Origin of the sequence: Companilactobacillus sp. HBUAS59699 (assembly GCF_036913575.1) — a bacterium.
In the GTDB taxonomy this organism is placed as follows: domain Bacteria; phylum Bacillota; class Bacilli; order Lactobacillales; family Lactobacillaceae; genus Companilactobacillus.
In genome coordinates this window covers 1-19478 of the sequence record NZ_JAYKTV010000002.1, presented here as the reverse complement: position 1 = coordinate 19478, position 19478 = coordinate 1, and the positions used below count along the sequence as shown (strand labels likewise).

Annotated in this window: 20 protein-coding genes and 1 pseudogene; 12 read left to right on the top strand and 9 right to left on the bottom strand. The window is 37.1% G+C overall.

What is annotated here, in order from left to right:
* Positions 1–35: 35 nt before the first annotated feature.
* Positions 36–347 carry a thioredoxin gene (gene trxA / locus U8519_RS03690; protein ID WP_334328989.1) on the top strand — a complete coding sequence of 104 codons (312 nt, stop codon included), beginning with the start codon at positions 36–38 and terminating at the stop codon, positions 345–347.
* A 74-nt stretch (positions 348–421) separates the two neighbouring features.
* On the opposite strand, the gene U8519_RS03685 is transcribed toward trxA, so the two are convergent.
* Positions 422–919: a DUF2507 domain-containing protein gene (locus U8519_RS03685; protein ID WP_334328988.1), complete on the bottom strand. Its 498-nt coding sequence runs from the start codon at positions 917–919 to the stop codon at positions 422–424.
* A 123-nt stretch (positions 920–1042) separates the two neighbouring features.
* On the opposite strand from U8519_RS03685, the pseudogene U8519_RS03680 reads away from it, so the two are divergent.
* The 3 genes and pseudogenes from U8519_RS03680 (at position 1043) to U8519_RS03670 (ending at position 3312) form a co-directional block, all read left to right on the top strand.
* Positions 1043–2451: pseudogene (locus U8519_RS03680) on the top strand (XTP/dITP diphosphatase).
* Positions 2452–2527: 76 nt separating this feature from the next.
* Positions 2528–2935: a DUF948 domain-containing protein gene (locus U8519_RS03675; protein ID WP_334328987.1), complete on the top strand. Its 408-nt coding sequence runs from the start codon at positions 2528–2530 to the stop codon at positions 2933–2935.
* Between the two features lie 2 nt (positions 2936–2937).
* Positions 2938–3312, top strand: coding sequence for a hypothetical protein (locus tag U8519_RS03670; RefSeq protein WP_334328986.1), 375 nt, complete (start codon positions 2938–2940; stop codon positions 3310–3312).
* A 39-nt stretch (positions 3313–3351) separates the two neighbouring features.
* On the opposite strand, the gene U8519_RS03665 is transcribed toward U8519_RS03670, so the two are convergent.
* Positions 3352–4452, bottom strand: coding sequence for a M24 family metallopeptidase (locus tag U8519_RS03665; protein ID WP_334328985.1), 1101 nt, complete (start codon positions 4450–4452; stop codon positions 3352–3354).
* A 169-nt stretch (positions 4453–4621) separates the two neighbouring features.
* Between U8519_RS03665 and ccpA the strand changes: the two genes are divergently transcribed.
* Entirely contained in the window at positions 4622–5623 is a 1002-nt protein-coding gene (ccpA, locus tag U8519_RS03660; protein WP_334328984.1) for a catabolite control protein A, read from the top strand.
* Positions 5624–6144: 521 nt separating this feature from the next.
* On the opposite strand, the gene U8519_RS03655 is transcribed toward ccpA, so the two are convergent.
* The 5 genes from U8519_RS03655 to U8519_RS03635 all read right to left on the bottom strand — a co-directional run bounded on the left by U8519_RS03655 (position 6145) and on the right by U8519_RS03635 (position 12715).
* Positions 6145–6459 (bottom strand): hypothetical protein, encoded by a 315-nt coding sequence (locus U8519_RS03655; RefSeq protein ID WP_334328983.1) that lies wholly within the window; start codon positions 6457–6459, stop codon positions 6145–6147.
* Positions 6460–6482: 23 nt separating this feature from the next.
* Positions 6483–6785, bottom strand: a complete 303-nt coding sequence (locus U8519_RS03650) for a hypothetical protein (protein ID WP_334328982.1) — start codon at positions 6783–6785, stop codon at positions 6483–6485.
* A gap of 155 nt (positions 6786–6940) precedes the next feature.
* A complete protein-coding gene (locus U8519_RS03645; RefSeq protein WP_334328981.1) occupies positions 6941–9679 on the bottom strand; it encodes a transglycosylase domain-containing protein in 2739 nt (912 codons plus the stop codon).
* 118 nt (positions 9680–9797) lie between these two features.
* Positions 9798–11195, bottom strand: coding sequence for a dipeptidase PepV (gene pepV / locus U8519_RS03640; protein ID WP_334328980.1), 1398 nt, complete (start codon positions 11193–11195; stop codon positions 9798–9800).
* Positions 11196–11284: 89 nt separating this feature from the next.
* Positions 11285–12715, bottom strand: coding sequence for a glycerophosphodiester phosphodiesterase family protein (locus U8519_RS03635; RefSeq protein WP_334328979.1), 1431 nt, complete (start codon positions 12713–12715; stop codon positions 11285–11287).
* Between the two features lie 68 nt (positions 12716–12783).
* On the opposite strand from U8519_RS03635, the gene U8519_RS03630 reads away from it, so the two are divergent.
* From U8519_RS03630 to U8519_RS03605, 6 genes are read left to right on the top strand one after another with little or no spacing between them, the layout of a single operon-like run.
* The gene (locus U8519_RS03630; RefSeq protein WP_334328978.1) at positions 12784–13119 is read left to right on the top strand and encodes a hypothetical protein; all 336 of its coding nucleotides are present in this window, start codon (positions 12784–12786) and stop codon (positions 13117–13119) included.
* Positions 13119–13730 carry a metallophosphoesterase gene (locus U8519_RS03625; RefSeq protein WP_334328977.1) on the top strand — a complete coding sequence of 204 codons (612 nt, stop codon included), beginning with the start codon at positions 13119–13121 and terminating at the stop codon, positions 13728–13730. Before U8519_RS03630 ends, U8519_RS03625 begins: the two co-directional genes overlap by 1 nt.
* A gap of 8 nt (positions 13731–13738) precedes the next feature.
* The gene (locus U8519_RS03620; protein WP_334328976.1) at positions 13739–15109 is read left to right on the top strand and encodes a bifunctional metallophosphatase/5'-nucleotidase; all 1371 of its coding nucleotides are present in this window, start codon (positions 13739–13741) and stop codon (positions 15107–15109) included.
* Positions 15110–15125: 16 nt separating this feature from the next.
* The gene (locus U8519_RS03615) at positions 15126–15695 is read left to right on the top strand and encodes a YutD family protein (protein ID WP_334328975.1); all 570 of its coding nucleotides are present in this window, start codon (positions 15126–15128) and stop codon (positions 15693–15695) included.
* The gene (locus tag U8519_RS03610; RefSeq protein WP_334328974.1) at positions 15695–16474 is read left to right on the top strand and encodes a TIGR01457 family HAD-type hydrolase; all 780 of its coding nucleotides are present in this window, start codon (positions 15695–15697) and stop codon (positions 16472–16474) included. The genes U8519_RS03615 and U8519_RS03610 overlap by 1 nt, the downstream gene beginning before the upstream one ends.
* Positions 16467–17072: a TIGR01906 family membrane protein gene (locus U8519_RS03605; RefSeq protein WP_334328973.1), complete on the top strand. Its 606-nt coding sequence runs from the start codon at positions 16467–16469 to the stop codon at positions 17070–17072. The genes U8519_RS03610 and U8519_RS03605 overlap by 8 nt, the downstream gene beginning before the upstream one ends.
* Positions 17073–17101: 29 nt before the next feature.
* On the opposite strand, the gene U8519_RS03600 is transcribed toward U8519_RS03605, so the two are convergent.
* Together U8519_RS03600 and U8519_RS03595 are read right to left on the bottom strand one after the other, a co-directional pair.
* The gene (locus U8519_RS03600; RefSeq protein WP_334329500.1) at positions 17102–17746 is read right to left on the bottom strand and encodes a DedA family protein; all 645 of its coding nucleotides are present in this window, start codon (positions 17744–17746) and stop codon (positions 17102–17104) included.
* A gap of 93 nt (positions 17747–17839) precedes the next feature.
* Positions 17840–18832 (bottom strand): NAD(P)/FAD-dependent oxidoreductase, encoded by a 993-nt coding sequence (locus U8519_RS03595; protein ID WP_334328972.1) that lies wholly within the window; start codon positions 18830–18832, stop codon positions 17840–17842.
* 79 nt (positions 18833–18911) lie between these two features.
* On the opposite strand from U8519_RS03595, the gene U8519_RS03590 reads away from it, so the two are divergent.
* Positions 18912–19286, top strand: a complete 375-nt coding sequence (locus U8519_RS03590) for a CvfD/Ygs/GSP13 family RNA-binding post-transcriptional regulator (protein ID WP_334328971.1) — start codon at positions 18912–18914, stop codon at positions 19284–19286.
* Positions 19287–19478: the final 192 nt, after the last annotated feature.

The following is a 19478-nucleotide window of genomic DNA, read 5'->3' as shown; positions in this document are numbered from 1 at the left end:
TATTTTATGGACAGAGTATATAGAGGAGTGATCTTATGGTTGATGAACTAACAGATAAGGATTTTGCTGAAGAAACAAAAGATGGCGTTGTAATTACAGACTTTTGGGCAACATGGTGCGGTCCATGTCGTATGCAATCACCAGTGATTGAACAATTGTCAGAAGAGAATGATGCTGTTAAATTTACAAAGATGGATGTTGATGCTAATCCAAAGACACCAGAATCATTTGGAATTATGGCTATCCCAACATTGGTTATCAAAAAAGACGGCGAAGTAGTTGAGAAATTGACTGGTTTCCACAGCAAGGCTCAATTAGCTAAGATTCTTGATGGCTACACAGACTAATTATTTAGTTAAATAATTTGCATAAAAAAAGATGCTTAGGCGGTTTTGCCTAAGCATCTTTTTTGTTGTAAACTTTAGTTTCGATCAATTTGAACTTTAATTGAAACATTCTTTGCTTTGCTGTTGACAGTATATGTACCTAAACAGAAAGCCTCAATAGTCTTTTCGACAGTTTCAGTAATTATTCCGGTTTCGAGCGAGAATTCTGGATTGTCGTTGTTAAGATTAAAACGTTGTTCTACTTCGGGACCAGTCAAAGTATATTGATAGCTGTTTTTGGTTTGCTTAGTAATTTCCAGCTTGCCCAAACCAGCCTTTGAGAATAATTCTGGTAGACTTGTCATATCAAGAATCAACTGTCTACTTAGGTTCTTTCCAGCCCAGTACAGTAGTTCAACAGTATCTTTGTCCAACAGATCAGGGAGAACGAAATCACGGAGTACTGAAACTGCAAAATAACTTTCAGTTAACTCATCTGCGCTTTCACCGTCTTTGCCAGATTTTAAAACGTCAGGGATGTCAGTTAACTCTTCTTCAGTATTTTTTGAAGCATCTTTAGATTTTGCGGCCATTATTTTTACTCCTTTTTCTAGACAATTTATTATATCATTAGACTATTAGGTTTTTAAGCTATTGTATAACACCAGCATAAGAATTTTAATTAAATAGAGAAATAAAAAAATAGAAGGTGCACTATGAGTGATAAAAGACCAATCGGGTTATTAGACTCAGGATTAGGCGGTTTAACTGTTACTAAAGAAGTTATCAAGCAAATGCCAGATGAAGACATCGTATTTATTGGTGATGAAGCTAGAATGCCATATGGTGTTAAGACTAAAGAACAGATCACTGAATATACACGTGAGTTGGTAAAGTATCTTATCTCGCAAGATGCTAAGGTTATTATTTATGCTTGCAATACAGCAACGGCAAATGCTTTGCCAACGTTAAAAAATGAATTTTCCATTCCCATGTTTGGTGTCATTCAACCTGGGGCAGTTGCCGCAAGTTTAAGCACAAGAACAAAGCATGTTGGAGTTATTGGTACAGAGGCTACCATTAGATCCAAGAGTTATAGTAAGGCAATTGAAGCGGCAGATCCTTCAATTGACGTTCTAGGAATTGCTGCACAAGATTTTGTATCGTTTGTAGAAAATGACGAAGCTGATTCGGCTACTGCTAAGAAGAACATTGCCGAAACTTTGAAACCTTACAAGGATCCTAAGTTTGATACTTTAGTTTTGGGATGTACACATTTCCCAATGTTAAAGCCACAGATCAGAGAAGTGTTAGGAGACAAGATCAAGTTAATTGACTCTGGAGTAGAAACAGTATCATACGTCAAGGATTATCTAGAAGCTAATCACTTATTAACGGACGATAATAATAACGGTAGTATTAAATTACACGCTACTAGTGGATTACCTGAATTCAAACGCTTAGCCAAAGAATGGTTGAAGACGGATGTTGACGAGATAAGTTTAGTTAATGTAGGAGATAAAGAATGAAAGAAATAATCATTGCTACTAAAAATCCTAACAAAGCAAAGGAATTTAAGCGAATTTTTGATGAATCAGAGATCACATTGAAGACTCTATTAGATTTCCCGGATTTTCCAGATGTTAGAGAAACAGGTTCGACTTTTGAAGAGAATGCAAAATTAAAAGCTCATGCAGTAATGCAAAAATTTAATTTACCAACGATTGCTGATGACTCAGGCTTGCAAGTAGATGCATTATTCGGACAACCGGGTATTTATTCTGCTCGCTATGCTGGTGATCACAATGATGCTGCCAATAATGCTAAGCTGTTATCTGAATTGGGTGGTATTCCCATGGAGAAGCGAACGGCTAGATTTGTTACGACGTTAGTCTTTTCCAATCCTAATAATGATGATGATCTAGTTGTTGAAGGTGAAGTAAAAGGCTTGATTGCTACTTTACCAGAAGGCGATGACGGCTTCGGATATGATCCGTTGTTTTATTTGCCAGAGATGGGTAAAACGATGGGGCAGATCTCAATGGATGAGAAGAACAAGATAAGCCACCGTGGACGTGCCATCAGAAAACTCGAGAATGAGTGGCAAAATTGGATTAATTGGTAATTAATTGCCGTAAGATTGTTATAATGCTAGTATAAAGTACGAGAAACATAGAGAGCGCATACAGGAGGATTACATTATGACATTGGGACAAATCGCAGGACTTATAGCTGCACTGGCTTTTGTAGTTTTGGTATTGTATTTAGCTAAGATGCTTGTTTCAACAGCTAAGTTATTGAATGAGTTACAGGATACAGTTAAGGAAACAACCAAGATGGTTGAAGTACTATCAAAGAATACTGATGATATCATGCAACAAACTAATCAATTAGTTGATAAGACAAATACTTTGATGGACGATGTAAATAGTAAATCTAGTAAACTAAATCCATTGTTTGATACAGTGGAGAACTTAGGTAAGAAGTCAGCTAATGCTACTGCTGAGAAACCTAGTTCAGGATTTGGATTACAAAACATTATGACAATTGGAAATGTTGCTACGCTTGCTAAAACAATTGCCAAATTCATGCCAAGAAAGAAGAGATAATTATGAAGAATAATCAATTTTTACTTGGAATAATTTTAGGTAGTGCAGCCGGTTATGCAGCTTCGAAGTATTTGACAAGTGAGTCTGGACAAGCAGCATTGGAAAATATTAAAACCATTCGTGGTGATTTTAATAATGGTGGCGTTGGTTTTGCCGGTAATAATGATTTAGTTAATAATTTTACTGAGAAAACTGATGCTCTAAAAGAACAAATGCTCGCTACGGCAGATAAGATCCGTGAAGATGAAGATGCATCAAACATTGTTTTTGATGAAGGGGATTTGGAAACATCTTCTAAGAAAAATACAGAAGATTCAGATGATGCAGATGCAACTAGTGGTGCTTCAGAAAATTTTAATAATGACTCAGAAAATTAAAAAATCCATCCGAATGATCATTCGGATGGATTTTTGTTATTAATCGATATATGTTAATTCTTTTGATGTATGTGTAAATGGTTCGCAGCCGTCTTCTGTGATATAAACACAATCTTCAATTCTAACACCAGCAACGTGTGGAATATAGATTCCTGGTTCAATAGAGAAGCACATACCTGGTTTAAGTACCATGTCATTACCTTCCATGATTGATGGGAATTCGTGCTCTGAAGTACCCATACCGTGACCAAGTCGATGAATGAAGTATTCACCGTAGCCAGCCTTAGTAATGATGTCACGGGCAACTTTATCTAATTCTGCAGCAGTGATACCAGGTTTAGCTGCATCCATAGCTGCTAGATTAGCTTCCAAGTCGACTTTATAGATATCAAGGGACTTATCATCAGGTTTGCCAAAGGCAACGGTTCTTGATGCATCACTGATATAACCGTCATGAATTGTACCAAGATCAAACAAAATCAATTCGTTAGGTTTGATAGCATTCTTTTCTGGACCACCATGTGGATTAGCCGCATTATCACCGGCTTGAACGATTGTGTCAAAACTCATGTGCATAACGCCTTTTTTCATCATAGCGTATTCTATCTCCGCAACGATTTCTTGCTCTGTACGGCCTTCTTTGATAGCTTTAAACGCAACTTCGAATGCGTAGTCTGCTTCAGCACCAGCAGCCTTTAATTTTTCGATCTCTTCACTGGTCTTGATCAATTTGGCATTTTCCATGTATCGTGAAAGATTGCCAGGGAATGTTGCATCTGGAAATTGTTTCTTAATGGATTCTAGTTTTTCAACGGAAAGATCGTCTTTTTCAATTGCCCATTTAGCAGGGATGCCAACGGCATCCTTGATGTGGCCAGCCATTAGTTCAAATGGATTCTCGTGATCTAAGTATCCGAAAACATCTTTATCCCAGCCAGCCTTCTTAGCAGCTTCTACTTCTAGTTGAGGGGCAAAGATAAATGGATCTTTGTCAGGAAAAACTAAAAGAGCCAAAATTCTTTCTTCCGGTTCACTGTAAAATCCAGTAAAATAGTTAATGTCTGTTGGATTTGACACGTATGCAGCGTCGTAACCATTTTCTGATAAGTACTTTTGTAATTCAATTAGTTGCGTCTTCATGAAAAATACTCCTTTATAATTTTGTACCAAGTATATCATTGAAAATGATTTTCTTTTTGAAAAAATATGAAAACTTGTAGTGATAATATGGAAACCGCTTGCAAAATGTGAAAACTTTTGATAAATTAGAGTTATCTAAATGGAAATTTGTTTGAGAGAGTGGATATTAATGGAAAAAAAAGTAGTAACAATATATGACGTAGCCGAGGCCGCCAACGTTTCCATGGCGACAATATCTCGTGTAGTTAACGGAAACGCAAATGTAAAAGAAGAAACAAGAAAGAGAGTTCTCGAAGTTATTGATCGTTTGAACTATCGTCCAAATGCTGTAGCTCGTGGATTAGCAAGTAAGAAGAGTACAACGATCGGTGTTATTTTACCCGACATCACTGATCTGTACTACGCTTCACTTGCCAAAGGTATTGATGATGTTGCCTCAATGTACAAGTACAATATTATTTTGACTAGCTTGCAAGAATCAGTTGGTGATGAAGAGCAAATCTTGAATAACTTACTTTCAAAGCAAGTTGACGGTTTGATTTACATGGGCAAGCAATTGTCTAAGAAATTAAAGCGCACATTGTCAAATTCAAAAACACCTATCGTTTTGGCCGGTTCAGTTGATAAGAACAACGAAACAGCTAGTGTAAATATTGATTTTGCGGATGCTGTATGCAGCGTTGTTAATCAATTAGTTCAAAATGGTCACAAGAAGATCGCCTTTGTTGGTGGTAGTCTTGAGAATCCTATCGATGGCAAGTTCCGTCTTGACGGATACAAGAAGGCTTTGAAGAAAGCTCATATTAATTTCTCATCAAACTTAGTATTCGAAGCAGAATATTCAGTTAGAGCTGGAGAAGCAATTTGGGATGCGGTTAAGAACAGTGGTGCAACTGCTGCTTATGTAACAGAAGACTTGTTGGCTTCAGGTTTGTTGAACTCAGCAGTTAAGTCTGGAGTTAAGATTCCCGATGACTTTGAAGTGATCACAAGTAATGACACAGTTCTTTGTGAAGTAACTCGTCCTAAGATGAGCTCAATCGAAGAGCCATTGTACGATATCGGTGCTGTTGCTATGCGTCTCTTGACTAAGATGATGAACCAAGAATCAATCGACGACAATACAATCAAACTTCCATATTCGATCGTAAAACGTGAATCAACTAAATAATTGTTTTTGCTTCCGCTTCCGGTCAGCAGTAATTCCATCTGTGGCAGGGATGATCTGAGCCAAAATGCGGTCTCAGATCTCGCTTTCTTGCTTTGCATAAACCCGCAAATCAAGAAAGACGTCCAGTGCTGTAAATACGAAAAATCACCGTATTAACACCACTTTTGCCACTGATTCTATTACTGCTGACCTCCAGCTAAATATATATATCAATCAAAAATAGCATATCGTAGCAATTTGGATATATGAATATCCGGTTGCTGTGATATGCTATTTTAATTTGTAAAATAAAAATTTTAACATTACTTTATTTCAAAGTAGATGGTAATTCAGAAGTAATACAAAACTAGCTGAGGGTGGTCAACAATGGAATCCGCCGTAAAAGTGTACTTAGCGATTTATCGCTTAGTACACTGGACGACTTGGAAGACTACAGGCTTCCAAGCGAGGCTTAAGACGAAGACTTAAGCCGGTCCACGACAGATGGAATTGTCGACCACCCTCAGCGGCATCAATCAAGGTCATTTCTTAGTAGATCGACGCTCTTTAGCAGAACGATAAATGAAGACGATACATACTATAATGAAGATAATAGTAATGATAGTATTAACGATTTCTAGACTTGCCGGAATACTTACGAAACCGATAAAGGTCGTATAAATAGCATAGACAACGATCAAGCTAAGTAGAACCGTGTCGGTAGTGAAGATTTTTTCCTGCTTGTTCCATTTTGAAAAAATATAAATTGCGTAGATGACGATTAACAAAACTGAAATAGCAATGGTAATGACGTCCTTGGCTAATTCAGTATTGCTGACATTACTAAATGTGTTCATGATGCTTCCCCCAAAGATAATAATTATTTATTGTTTAGTGTCTTTTTTTGTTTATGTAGATCCCACAAGATCACTACAACATATCCTAATGATACTAATGAAAGACCGCCAGTTACAACGGAACTTAATTCGTAGGGTAGATTAACAAACCTTTCAAGTAACGAATAAAGTACGTTTAACAAGACGACAGCAGCAAGGGAAAAAGACTTATCCCAAAACTTAATATTGTGGCTGATCTTATAAATAGATACACCAATCATAAAGATTATAAGCACTGCTGCTACTACATAGAGCGAGTTCTGTAAAAATTCTGGACTAAAGTACATTTGATTCTCCTTAATCTTGACAATAAGAATAACGTTTTCATTCTATCATTACTAGCTCATTAAATCGAATAATTATTTTAATAAAAAAGATGGCCACAAAAAAATCTCGTATTCATTATTGAATGCGAGATTTTGATTTATCGATAAAAATTGTTTTATACAGCTGCATCACCGGTGACTTCATTGGTTGTGCCCCCAGTGCCAGTTTCAGATCCGGAAGTACCACTGTTGTCAGTACCAGGGGTTGAAGCGGTTGTGTCGCCAGTTGAGGTTGAACCTGAGCCTGTATTTGAACCTGAACCGCTTGATCCAGATCCAGTACCAGTCTCACTGGTTCCGTTGCTAGTTGTAGAATTTGTAGTTCTAGAACTAGATGAGCTTGAAGTAGTTGTACTTGTTGTGACATCTGATGAGTCACTATTATTCGTACTATTGCTGAAACCAGAAGTACGACCACTACCATTCTCAGAAGCTAATTCGTCAGCAGACTTGCTAGTTTCACCAACTGTTGTAACGACGCCATAGCCATTACTGCGCCCGAAGTAGTTATTCCAGAATAGCTTGTAATTCTTAGCTTTGGCTCCGATAGCGAAGTTTCCATAGGACATTTCTTTAGGACTACCTTTGTAGTATAGGGAAGTAGTCGTATGTTGATTGACCTTAGCGTTCATACCGTTGTATTTGATCGTACCAGTCTTAGTACCGGTTTCTTTATCGACCTTATAACTCGTTACCCCGGAAGGTTTTTTGAATTGTTTATGGACATTCATGGCTGCTGGTTCTTGCTTGTAAACGGCATTAGCCATTCGTGACCATAACTCTTGGTTAATATCAGTGGAATTACTTGCTAAGTTATAGTTGTGACCGTAGACATTGTCATAACCGATCCATGATGCAAGTGTGATGCCATCGGTACTACCGATGAACCAGTTATCACGGTAATCATTAGAAGTACCAGTTTTACCGAACAAGTTCTTAGTACTGAAGTTTGCTTCGTATGATAGGGCAGAGGCAGTACCCTTTGTAACAACGCCATGTAACATATTCTTGATAATGTATGAAGTCTGTTTACTAAAGACATGCTTCTTAGTAGATTTATGAGCGTAAATTGTTTTACCAGATGGGTCAGTGATCTTTGAGACCACATATGGATTTACGTGGACACCTTTATTGGCAAAGGTAGAGAAAGCACTGGCTTGTTGAAGTACAGTAACACCTTGAGCCGTACCACCTAAGGTAATACCTAATTGACTGTATTCTTTGTCAGATAAGTCGATACCCATCTTCGACATATACTTACTTGAATCTACACCTTGGCTTCTTATGTAATTGTATAAGTTAACTGAAGGAATATTGTATGACTCTTCCAATGTCTCACGAGCTGATACGAAACGATTTTGAATTGTTTGCCCGTAATCAGTAGGTGAGTAATTCTTGAACTTGGTCTTAAAGTCAGCAAGCATAGTTTGTGAACCGATCAAACCATTTTCAATTGCTGGTGCGAATGTGATCAATGGTTTGATCGATGAACCTGGAGATCTATTTGTACTGAAAGCGTGGTTAAGTTGTGATTTCTTGAAGTTCACACCACCAACGAATGATAATACTTGTCCGGTCTTATTATCAAGAAGGACGGAACCGTTTTGAACTGGTTCTGAGACTTTGATAGTTTTACCAGTATTAGGATCAGTAGCAGTACTGTTGTGTGTTGTACCAAGGTTAGCTTTGAATGATTGTGCTTGTTCATTCATTGCAATATAAAGATCCTTGTCAATAGTACTGTCAATTCGATAATTCTTGTTGTGCAATTCGGTAGTGGCTTGTTCAGCGTATTTGTCGTAAAGGTTTTGGTCCTTCTTGAGTTCGCTGTATTTAATGCCATCGTTTTTGGCTAAGCGTTTGATCAAGATGGTTTCAGCTTGTGCTGTTAACAAGTTATAAACATATCCATACTTGATTTTTTTCTCTTTAGCTTTAGCAGGTTTTTGGAAATCACTTGCTAAGTCAAACTTCTTAGCCTTTTGATATTGAGATTCAGTGATTTGTTTATCACGGTACATACGATAGAGAACAATGTTTTTACGTTTTAAACCTAAGCTGTAGTCATCTTTTAATTTACCAGTTGTAGAATCATACGGTGTATAGATCGATGGACTCTGAGGAAGACCGGCGATGAAGGCTGATTCAGCAATATTCAAATCAGCAGCATCTTTACCAAATAGCCCTTTAGCAGCGGCTTGGACACCTTGAATGTTTTGACCTTTATTGTTACTTCCGAAGGTTGCTGCATTCAAATAGTCTTGTAAGATCTCATCTTTGGTGAAGTACTTGTCAACTCTCATTGCCAGGAAGATTTCGACAGCTTTACGTTTCCAAGTTGTTTCAGATGATAACATCTGCATCTTGACAGTTTGTTGAGTTAAAGTTGAACCACCAGTTTGAGCACCGATTCCAGTAATATCAGAAATAATGGCTCTAAAAATAGACTTTGGAACGACACCGTTGTGACGATAGAAGTCACTATCTTCAGTTGAAACGATTGCCTTTTTCAAATAAGGTGACATTTCAGATAGCGGAATACTTTTACCGGTAAGATCCTTTTGAAGATCTTCAACTTTTTGATCGTTAGCAAAGTACAAGGAAGTAGAATTGTTAACGTCTTGCAGTTCTGATTTCATCTCTTGTTTAGTTGGCACACTGACTTGACTAGTCAAGGCCGAAACGTATCCCATTCCGAGACCAATGGCTAAACTTAGTAAGATAAGAATTCCTGCGATTATATAAAGAATGATTCGTCGAATTACTTCGATAGTTAAGTTAGCTCTAGCAGCAAAGTCTGACCAGCTCTTGATGTTCTTAAAGCTTGAGACAATGCTATTCCATAAATTTTTCACTTTTAAATAAGCCCCTTTAAAAAGTTACATACACCAATTATATAATAAAATTTTATAATAAGTGCAAAAACAAAAAAGTTCTATGGAAAGAACCTTCCACAGAACTTTGGCTAATTAGTTATTTTATTAATCTATAAATGGCATCAGCATAGATTGCTGTTGACTTGAATAGTTTGTCCAAATTGATGTATTCATTTGGTTGATGCATGACATTTTCATCGCCAGGGAACATTGCACCAAAGGCAATTCCGTGCTTCAAAATACGACCATAAGTACCACCACCAACAGTGAATGGTTCAGTGTCATCATCGGTGTGATCACGATAAGCACCAACTAAAGCTTGTACTAATGGATCGTCAGCTGGTACGAAATGAGGAAGTTGATTGTGACCCTCAATAACAGCATTTACACCATCTGGCAAAGCAGCATTGATCTTCTCAGTCAAGGTATCACCAGTATCACCTTTTGGATAACGAATATTTAAGAGGATGCTTGCTTCAGAGTTATCAAAGACAAAGATATCAGGCGTCATCGTTAAATCACCCATAACATCATCGGTGTTTTGAATACCTAGTTTTGAACCAGCAAAATCTAAATGTAATTCGTTAGCAATGAAGCTGAAGTATAGTTTTTGGTTATCATTTAAGTCAAGTTCATTCAAGAACTTAGCTAGATAAGTTGCAGCGTTCACACCGTTGAATGGTTCCATGGCATGAGATCCCTTACCGGTTACATGTACTGTAGCGACTTCTTCATTTATCTCAATATTACCTTTGATCTCAGCGTTATTCTTCAAGAAATCATTGAAGGCATTTTTGATAGCGTCGACATCGCCATAGTTCAAATCTAATTCTGCGGTGGCATTTTGAGGCACCATGTTAGGTCTAATTCCGGCTTCAAAGCTTTTGACTAAGCCAGTTTCTGGAGTAGGAAAGTTGACTCTGAAGGAGACGATACCTTTTTCCCCATTGATAGCAGGAAATTCAGCGTCAGGTGAGAAACCAGTTTCAGGCATAGTTTCTTTTTCCATATAATGGTTCATTCCGACCCATTCGCTCTCTTCATCAGTTCCTAGAATTAAATCTACTTTTTTAGTTGTAGGTAATTTTAATTCCTTAATAATCTTTAGAGCATAATATGCAGCAAGACTTGGACCTTTGTCATCACTAGTTCCACGAGCATACATATTTCCATCCTTAATAACAGGTTCGAATGGATCAGTCTTCCAACCTGGACCTTCAGGAACGACATCAACGTGACCTAGTATGGCAATAGTGTCGTCACCTTCACCAAATTCAATTCTACCGGCAAGATTATCGACATTTTTAGTTGTGAATCCGTCTCTTTCTGCGAAATGCAAAAATGTTTGTAGTGCTTGAGCTGGTCCGGGACCTAGTGGATAATCACTAGTCTTGTGCTCGATATCTCTTTGACTATTGATACTGACTAGTTCAGATAGATCATTGATCAATTCATCTGAACGATGTGCGACTTCTTTTTCCCAATCTATAGACATATATCTATAACCTCCGCATGAAATGATTTTCATTTATAAAAGCTATTTTACCAAATTTTACCAGACGTTGTTACATTAAGCCAATTGACTTAGATGTGATTTAAAGAATCGTTCTCATTGTCAAACTCAAATGGGGCAATACTCTTTTGTAGATCTCTTATTAAAGTAGTGTTATGAAGCTGTTTGTTTGCTACAGGTTCCCAGGATGTTAAATATTCGAGTAAGTCGATATTTCTGAATCTTTGACTGACTGGCAAGCTGTGATAACTTAGTTGACTGTTGTTACCTAAGTAGTTTTCGTCAACTAATTGAATTAAAACGTATTTTGCTTGAATCCAGCCACCACTCAGTTTGATCCAAGTATTGCCGCTAGTTTTTTGAACAGCTTTGATCTGTTCAGGTTTATTAGGATCCAACCAGTCGATTATTTTGGAAGATTTCTTTGGTTCAGCGTAGAGATAATTATTAGGCTGCTGATCACGATAAACGGCTTTGGCTCCAAAGTATGGACGTAATTCGCTCAATTCATAGTCAGGATTAAAGCTTTCAGCGTTAGCAAATTTATTCTCACCTAACTGAACGTATTCTTCGCCGTTGAACTTGACGATATTAGTGATGTGGAATCCGTCTAGGGGATGAACTGATTTACTAGTTTTTATCAATCTATAAGGATTTTCATATATCGGTTCCTCTTTACTGCTCATATAATAGACATTTTGATTGATAGTCTCGCTCTTAGATTGATCCTTTAAGTTACGATACTCATTACCGGTAGCCGGGTAGTTCGTAACCACTCCATCGATCGGCATATTGATCACCGTATTCCACTTTTTAGGACTTTCATTCATTTCGTCCCATATGTAGACTGATTTTCCCATATAATGGAGAGTGTTGATGATTTCGGGAGTTATGATTTTTGATGAAAGATTCACGCCAGTAACGTATGAAAGGACTTCAAAGTTAACACGCTTAATAGTTCCAGCGATAAAGATCCTTGGAATGTCAGGCATTAGTTCAGCTTCATTTTGCAAACTTTTGGTTGAAAAACTGTGAAACATGACACGCTTTTGCATTCCGTATTTATCAATGCAAGTTTTCAAAAGAGCCTCCATATTTTGAGGGTTACCTTTACTAGTTTTCTTTGTCTCAACTAGGAACTTTGCGTTAGGATTGTTCTTGTAGTGGGCAAATACTTCATCCAAACTGTGGATGGGTTCACCATTTTTTTGAGTCAGTTGACTGAGTTCGGAGAAGTTGTGCTGGGATACGATGTACGAGGTACCAGTAACACGTTCTAGATTTTTGTCATGTGAAACGACTAAGACATTGTCTTTGGAAACATGCAGATCTAATTCAACGTAATCAGCACCTTCAGAGAAGGCAGTGTCAAAACTTTGGAAGGTTTCTTCGGGTGCTTTGATCGGATCACCACGATGACCGATAACGGTGAAGCCACTGGCAAACAAAAAGATCGATAATGCTAGTACGAAAGTAATAAGAGATTTATTTCTAGAATTCATAATTAACTCCCTATGGAACTGAATATTATATACTTAATAGATAGTAATAATTGTGAGGTACGAATAAAATGGATAATGAAGAACTATCACTCGATATTATCGAGCAGATTACACGTAATGATGGCACAAAATATTATGAAATGGCAAATGTCTTAATGAATGGACGTGCTGAAAAGGCAGCCGAACTTGGCTTGATCAAAGAAGTCCGTATTCTTAAACTAAATATTCCCCATTCATCAGCTGTGGCCATCTATGAAGATTACGTTAATAAGAATTATACCGTACCACCGATGAATATGTCGGAATGGATTGAATGGAAGAAGCCGGAAGGTCGAATTCGTGACGCATTTAATGATATTCTAAAGGCAAACAAAATTAATTTGAAAGAAGACCAGGCTGAATAATGAATTATTTCATTGCAGATACACATTTTTATCATTACCAGTTACTTGAGCCGAATAACTTTGCTCCAAGGCACTTTGGTGATGTTGATCAAATGAACCAAGCAATGATCGATGCGTGGAATGCTCGAGTTGACGATAACGATACGGTCTATCATCTAGGCGACATTTCAATGCGCCCTCAGAACACACCAACTAATGAAGATACGTATGCGATGTTGAAACAATTGAACGGTCACATTGTTTTGATCAAAGGAAATCATGACTATCGTGAATTGTTTAAGTTTTTAGCTAAGCGTAATCCAACTATGCCTGATGGCCAGCCCAAGTACACTTTTGAAGATGTGGGAGCTTTGTTGAAGTTCGATCATCATCAATTTTATTGCACACACTATCCGATGTTGTTGGGTAAAGTTGAGAAGATCATCAACTTACATGGTCATATTCATCATTATAGTGTTCCTATCGCAGAAAATATCAATGTAGGTGTCGACGCACCCGAGAGAGATTACTTATCAGAAGATTTGCCGTGGGGTTCACCTTTGCGTGGTGAAGAAGTTTTGGAAATGTACGACAAAAAGAAAGTCGATATTGCAAAATTAAATAGAAAGTAGGGGCTTGTATGGAAACTATAAAAATCATGCACACCAATGATCTACATTCTCATTTTGAAAATTTTCCAAAAATCAAAAGATTCATTGACGATTCCAGAAAAAATAGCACCGAAGATGATTTTTTCTTATTTGATATAGGGGATGCTATGGATCGAGCTCATCCATTGAGTGAGGCAACTAATGGTCAAGCCAATATTCAATGGATGGATCAGCTTCATTATGATGCAGCTACTATTGGCAATAATGAAGGATTAGGTAACAGTCGAGAAGAGTTGAAGCATCTGTATGATGATGCTAATTTTCCAATTGTCGTTGGTAATTTGTATGATAAAGAGACTAGTAAACTAGCTAGTTTTGTAAAACCCTACATTATTATAGAAACAAAAGCTCATACTAAAATTGGAATATTAGGATTCACAGCACCGTATATTTTGACCTATCCACTATTAGGCTGGGATATACGACTCATCCAAGAAATGATGCCGAAGTGGTTAGATGAATTGAAAAAGCAAAACTGCAGTGTCATAGTTCTGCTATCACATCTTGGTGTTTCGATGGATCGCTTGATCGCTAAGAAGCATCCTGAAATAGATGTAATAATTGGCGCTCACACACATCACTTATTTAAGAATGGTGAGCTAGATAACGGAGTTTTGCTAGCCGCTGCTGGTAAGTATGGTTATTATGTAGGAACTATAAATCTAACTTTAGATGACGGCAAAGTTATAAAAAAAGTTGCTACTACACAGAAGACTTCAGAATTACCTGAGCAAACTGGTGATAAGCAATGGATCAATGACCAATTTGAAAAGGGCGAGCGACTATTAGATGAGAAGAAAGTGGCCAATATTCCTCACGACATGAGTCAGGATTATCAAGCAGATAATGCTGTTATCGAAGAGGGCTTAGATGCTATCATGGATTATACTCATGCTGATGCCGGAGTCTTAAGTTCAGGACTATTCTTGGAGAGCTTACACAAGGGAATAATTACCGAAAAAGACCTGCACGATATACTGCCGCATGCAATTCATGCTATGAAGACAACCATGCGTGGAGCTGATGTGTGGCGCTTAATTATGGAAATGGAAAAAAATCGTCCATATTTACGTAACCATAATCAAAAAGGTCAGGGATTCCGTGGTAAAATATTTGGCGAACTAGTTTATCGTGGTATCACAATCGATGAAAAGAGAAATGTTTATATTAACGGTGAAGAATTGCAGATGAACAAGGAATATAGTCTTGCACTATTGGATCATTATTTGTTCGTGCCATATTTTCCTTCAATTGAAATTGTTGGACGTAATGAGATTCTTTATCCTAAATTTTTACGAAATGTTTTTGGTGATTATTTGAGTAAAAAATATCCATTGTAAAAGTGAGGTGAAATTTTTGCAGGAACCAGAAGAAAAAGAAGTTGCTAAACAAGCTGATGTTATCGTCTTGACTGACAAACTGATTACGATCAATGGTGAAAAATACGATATTGTTGAGAACCATGATGATGGCTTTGACCAAGAGAAGGTCGAAGAACGTTATAATACTGTTCTCGATAAGTATGATTTCATTGTCGGTGATTGGGGATACGATCAACTTAGATTTAAGGGCTTCTATGAGGATGAACGGAAGGAAAGCGGCATTGATAATCGAATTTCCCACTTAGAAGATTATTTGATAGAATATTGTAACTTTGGCTGTGCTTATTTCGTTCTTGAAAAAGAGAAAAAAACACCTATTTCTAAACGACGCCGTGGTCAACAACGCGGGAATCATAAGGGTAAGATCCGTAATAATAGAAATGCAAGTCATGGAACTAGTCATAATAAGAAGAATACTAACTTGCATGCTCCTAAGATCCATAAGAACAAGAAGAGAACTGTGACACATCACAATAAGAAGAAAGTCAACGGTTCTACTAAAACACGTAATTTTAAAATTAGAAAAATAGGTGAGAAAAACTAATGAAAAAGTACCAAACATACTTAATTGATCTTGATGGAACTATGTACCGAGGTAAGGACAAGATTCCAGAAGCAAAGATATTTATAGATAATTTGAATGCTAATAATTTGAATTATTATTTTTTGACGAATAACACTACTAAGACCCCACAACAAGTGGCTGATAATTTGATGAACAATCATCAAATTACAGCGACAGCTGAACAAGTTATTACTCCATCACTAGCTACAGCAGATTACGTTAAGAAGATGTTTGATGATGGCGCAGAGAATCATTCAGCTTATGTGATTGGTGAATACGGTTTGAAGAGTGCCATTTTTGGTACAGGAATCCATTTGAATGAGACTGATCCTGACGTTGTTATTGTGGGATTGGACTATGATGTTACTTATCATAAGTTTGAATTAGCTACTTTGGCTATCAAGCGTGGTGCATTTTTCATCGGAACTAATGCGGATACTAATCTACCTAATGAACGTGGCTTAGTACCTGGAGCGGGATCAGTGATTTCATTGGTTGAAACTTCTACACAACAAAAAGCTAAGTATATCGGCAAGCCTGAACGAGATATCGTCGATTTTGCTGTCTCCGCCAAAGGCTTTGATCCAGAGACGGCTATTATGGTTGGCGATAACTATAATACTGATATCAAATGTGGTTTAAGTGCAGGATTGGACACTTTGATGGTTTATACAGGTGTCAGCACCCATGAGGACATTGCCGCTCAAGCTAAGAAGCCAACTTATCAAGTAGAAAGCCTTGATTTGTGGAATGTCTAATTTTCAGAAGGATACATTTTATACGATAGTAATGGCGTTCTTTATTTTGACCTTGGCGATAACTGTAACGATTTTTGCTAGTTACGGTATTTTTTACTTTAGCATCGGTCATTTTAATTTGGATCAAATCGTCTATATGAGTAGTGGAAGAATAATGCACAACTACAATCAAATGATGAATTATTTGGTCAATCCTTTTCAGTCGACCTTTAAGTTGGATGATTTCCAATCTTCAGTTGCGGGAAGACTTCACTTTGCGGATTGTAAGAAACTATTCATGCTGAACTTTGGTGTATTCATTATCTCGGAAATCTATTTGTGGTTTCAACGTAAGCGTCGAGCCTATTTCAACAAGGTATTTAAGTACATTGCCATTGTCGGCGTGGTATTAGTTATCTTGATGATGATCGATTTCGATGGCTTCTTCGTTGTTTTTCATGAGTTGTTGTTCAGAAATAGTGATTGGCTGTTTGATCCAGGAAAAGATCCAGTAATCAACATTCTTCCTGAAGAGTTCTTTACTATGTGTTTTGTATTGTTCTTCGTGTTATTCGAAGGATTGAATATTTGGAAATTTATGTCAAAAAAAAGAAGCTAGGACATTGTGTCTTAGCTTCTTTTGCTGTATTAAGCAGCTTTTTTCTTACGATTTTTCAAAGCGGTAATCAAAACTGGAATTAATGATACAAGTACGATTCCCAGGATAATCATTGAAAAATGTTCTTGAACTGCTGGAATATTTCCGAAAAGATGTCCGGCTAGTGAACAAACTAGCACCCAGAGAAATGCTCCAATAACATTAAATTCAAGGAATTTTCTGTAATGCATCGTACCACTACCAGCAACGAATGGTACGAAAGTTCTTATTAGAGGGATGAAGCGTCCGATGGCAATTGTTTTTCCACCGTGCTTTTCAAAGAAGGCATGCGCTTCATCGAGGTGCTCTTTGTTTATTAGTTTGCTCAAATATCGATTCTCGGTGGCAAATTTACCAAAATGCTCGCCGATTTCGTAGTTCATAGAATCGCCGATCACAGCGGCAAATAGAAATACGAAAAACAATCCAATACTGGATAATCCATATTTGGGGTTAGCTGCCAGAGCCATTGCCGCAAATATTAGTGAATCACCAGGTAAGAATGGGAGAATAACCACACCAGTTTCAATGAATATGATCAGAAATAGTATAAGGTATGTCCAAAGCCCGAAGTTATTCACGATATTGATCATGTGACTATCAATGTGCAGAATAAAGTCGACTAGACTCATTATGTAACTCAATCAATCAACTCCAAAATTTTCAAATTAAACTACATTATACTAGCTTAGCTTAAAATAGTTTTAAAAGGTATAGGAAATTTAAAATTATTTCTCAAATAATGAAGTACTGTGTTGGAAGTAATCTCTACCTGGATAGATATTGCGTAGAGCTTTAGTGACTGCGATCGGACCTTCAGCAAAAGCTGTGGCTAATAATTGCAACTTACCAGGGTAAGTAATAATATCACCAATAGCGAATACGTTTGGCAAGTTTGTTTCCATTTCGTGGCTAACTTTGATGAATGGACCTTCTAGTTCAATGTTCCAGTCACGTAAGATCTTAGAATCAGAAATGAATCCATAATTTACTAGTAGCTTGTCGACAGTTATAACTTTGATATCATCAGATTTGATCATTTTTAAGGTAACATCGATCTTGTCATGGTCATCGGCATTGAATTGGACATCTTTAATGATATAGGGATTGAGTTGTTCAACGCTGGAATCATTTAATTCATCAACACTAGATTCCATAGCACGATATCTGTTTCTTCTATGAATGATTGAAGTGTGCTTAGTCAATTCGTTCAAGTGAATTGCCCAATCAACAGCGGAATCACCACCACCTGCAACAGCAAGATCTTTGTCACGATATTCTTCCATATCATTTACGAAGTAACTTAGATTGTTCTTCTCTAGGGCCTTATCATAATCAAAAGTAAGTTTACGTGGCTTGAATGCACCATTACCAATTGCAATAATTACAGAACTACTATAGATAGTTTCTTTATTAGTAGTTACTTTCCAAATGTCATCTTCTCTGGTTAAGTCTGTGACGGAAGTTTCTAAGTATTCATCACAGTTAAGCAGATGTAATTGTTCTATTAACTTATTAGAAACATCGGTACCGGATATTTTGGAGTAACCAGGCATATCATAGATGTCCTTTTGAGCGTATAGCGTTTCAGGTTGTCCACCTAATTTAGGCAAACTTTCTATTAAAGCAACGTTGAGTTTTCGAAGGCGAGCGTAGTAGGCTGCATAAATACCAGCAGGGCCTCCACCAATTATTGTAATGTCGTAAGTCTCTTTATTCATATTAGTCACCAGTTTCTGTTATATAATCTGTTACAATATATTGTTGCATAGATTCAATACAAAGTTAATGGAGGAAATCATGAAAATTGGAGATAAAGTATCCGGTACAATTTCCGGAGTACAACCATATGGAGTATTCGTTAATCTCGACAATGGTGAACAAGGCTTGATACATATTTCAGAATTGAAGCATGGTTTTGTTAGTAACATAGAAAGTAACTATAATGTAGGCGATAAAGTGAACGTTATTGTTATGGGAATTGACGAATACAATGGCAAGATCAGTTTGTCGATACGTGCATTGGAAAAGAAGAAGATAGGCAGACCGATATTACACAAGCATTTCTGGACAGATTACAGGAATAAGATCGGTTATAAGACAATTGCACGTGAAAAAGATCAGTGGATAAAGACTGCTATGACGGCAATTTCAAAAGAAAAACAAAAAAAATGAAGTTTTTTTGCAAAAACACTTGCATACATCAATTCTAATTGGTAATATATTACCTGTTGTTGCGATACAGCAACGGCGACAACGACTTCAGAGCTTCTTGTTCTCAAGTTGTTAAATAATTAATTTAAAAAAGTTCTTGACATCATGTTCGGTTCTTGATAAACTAATTAAGTCGCTTGTTAAGAAGTTCAC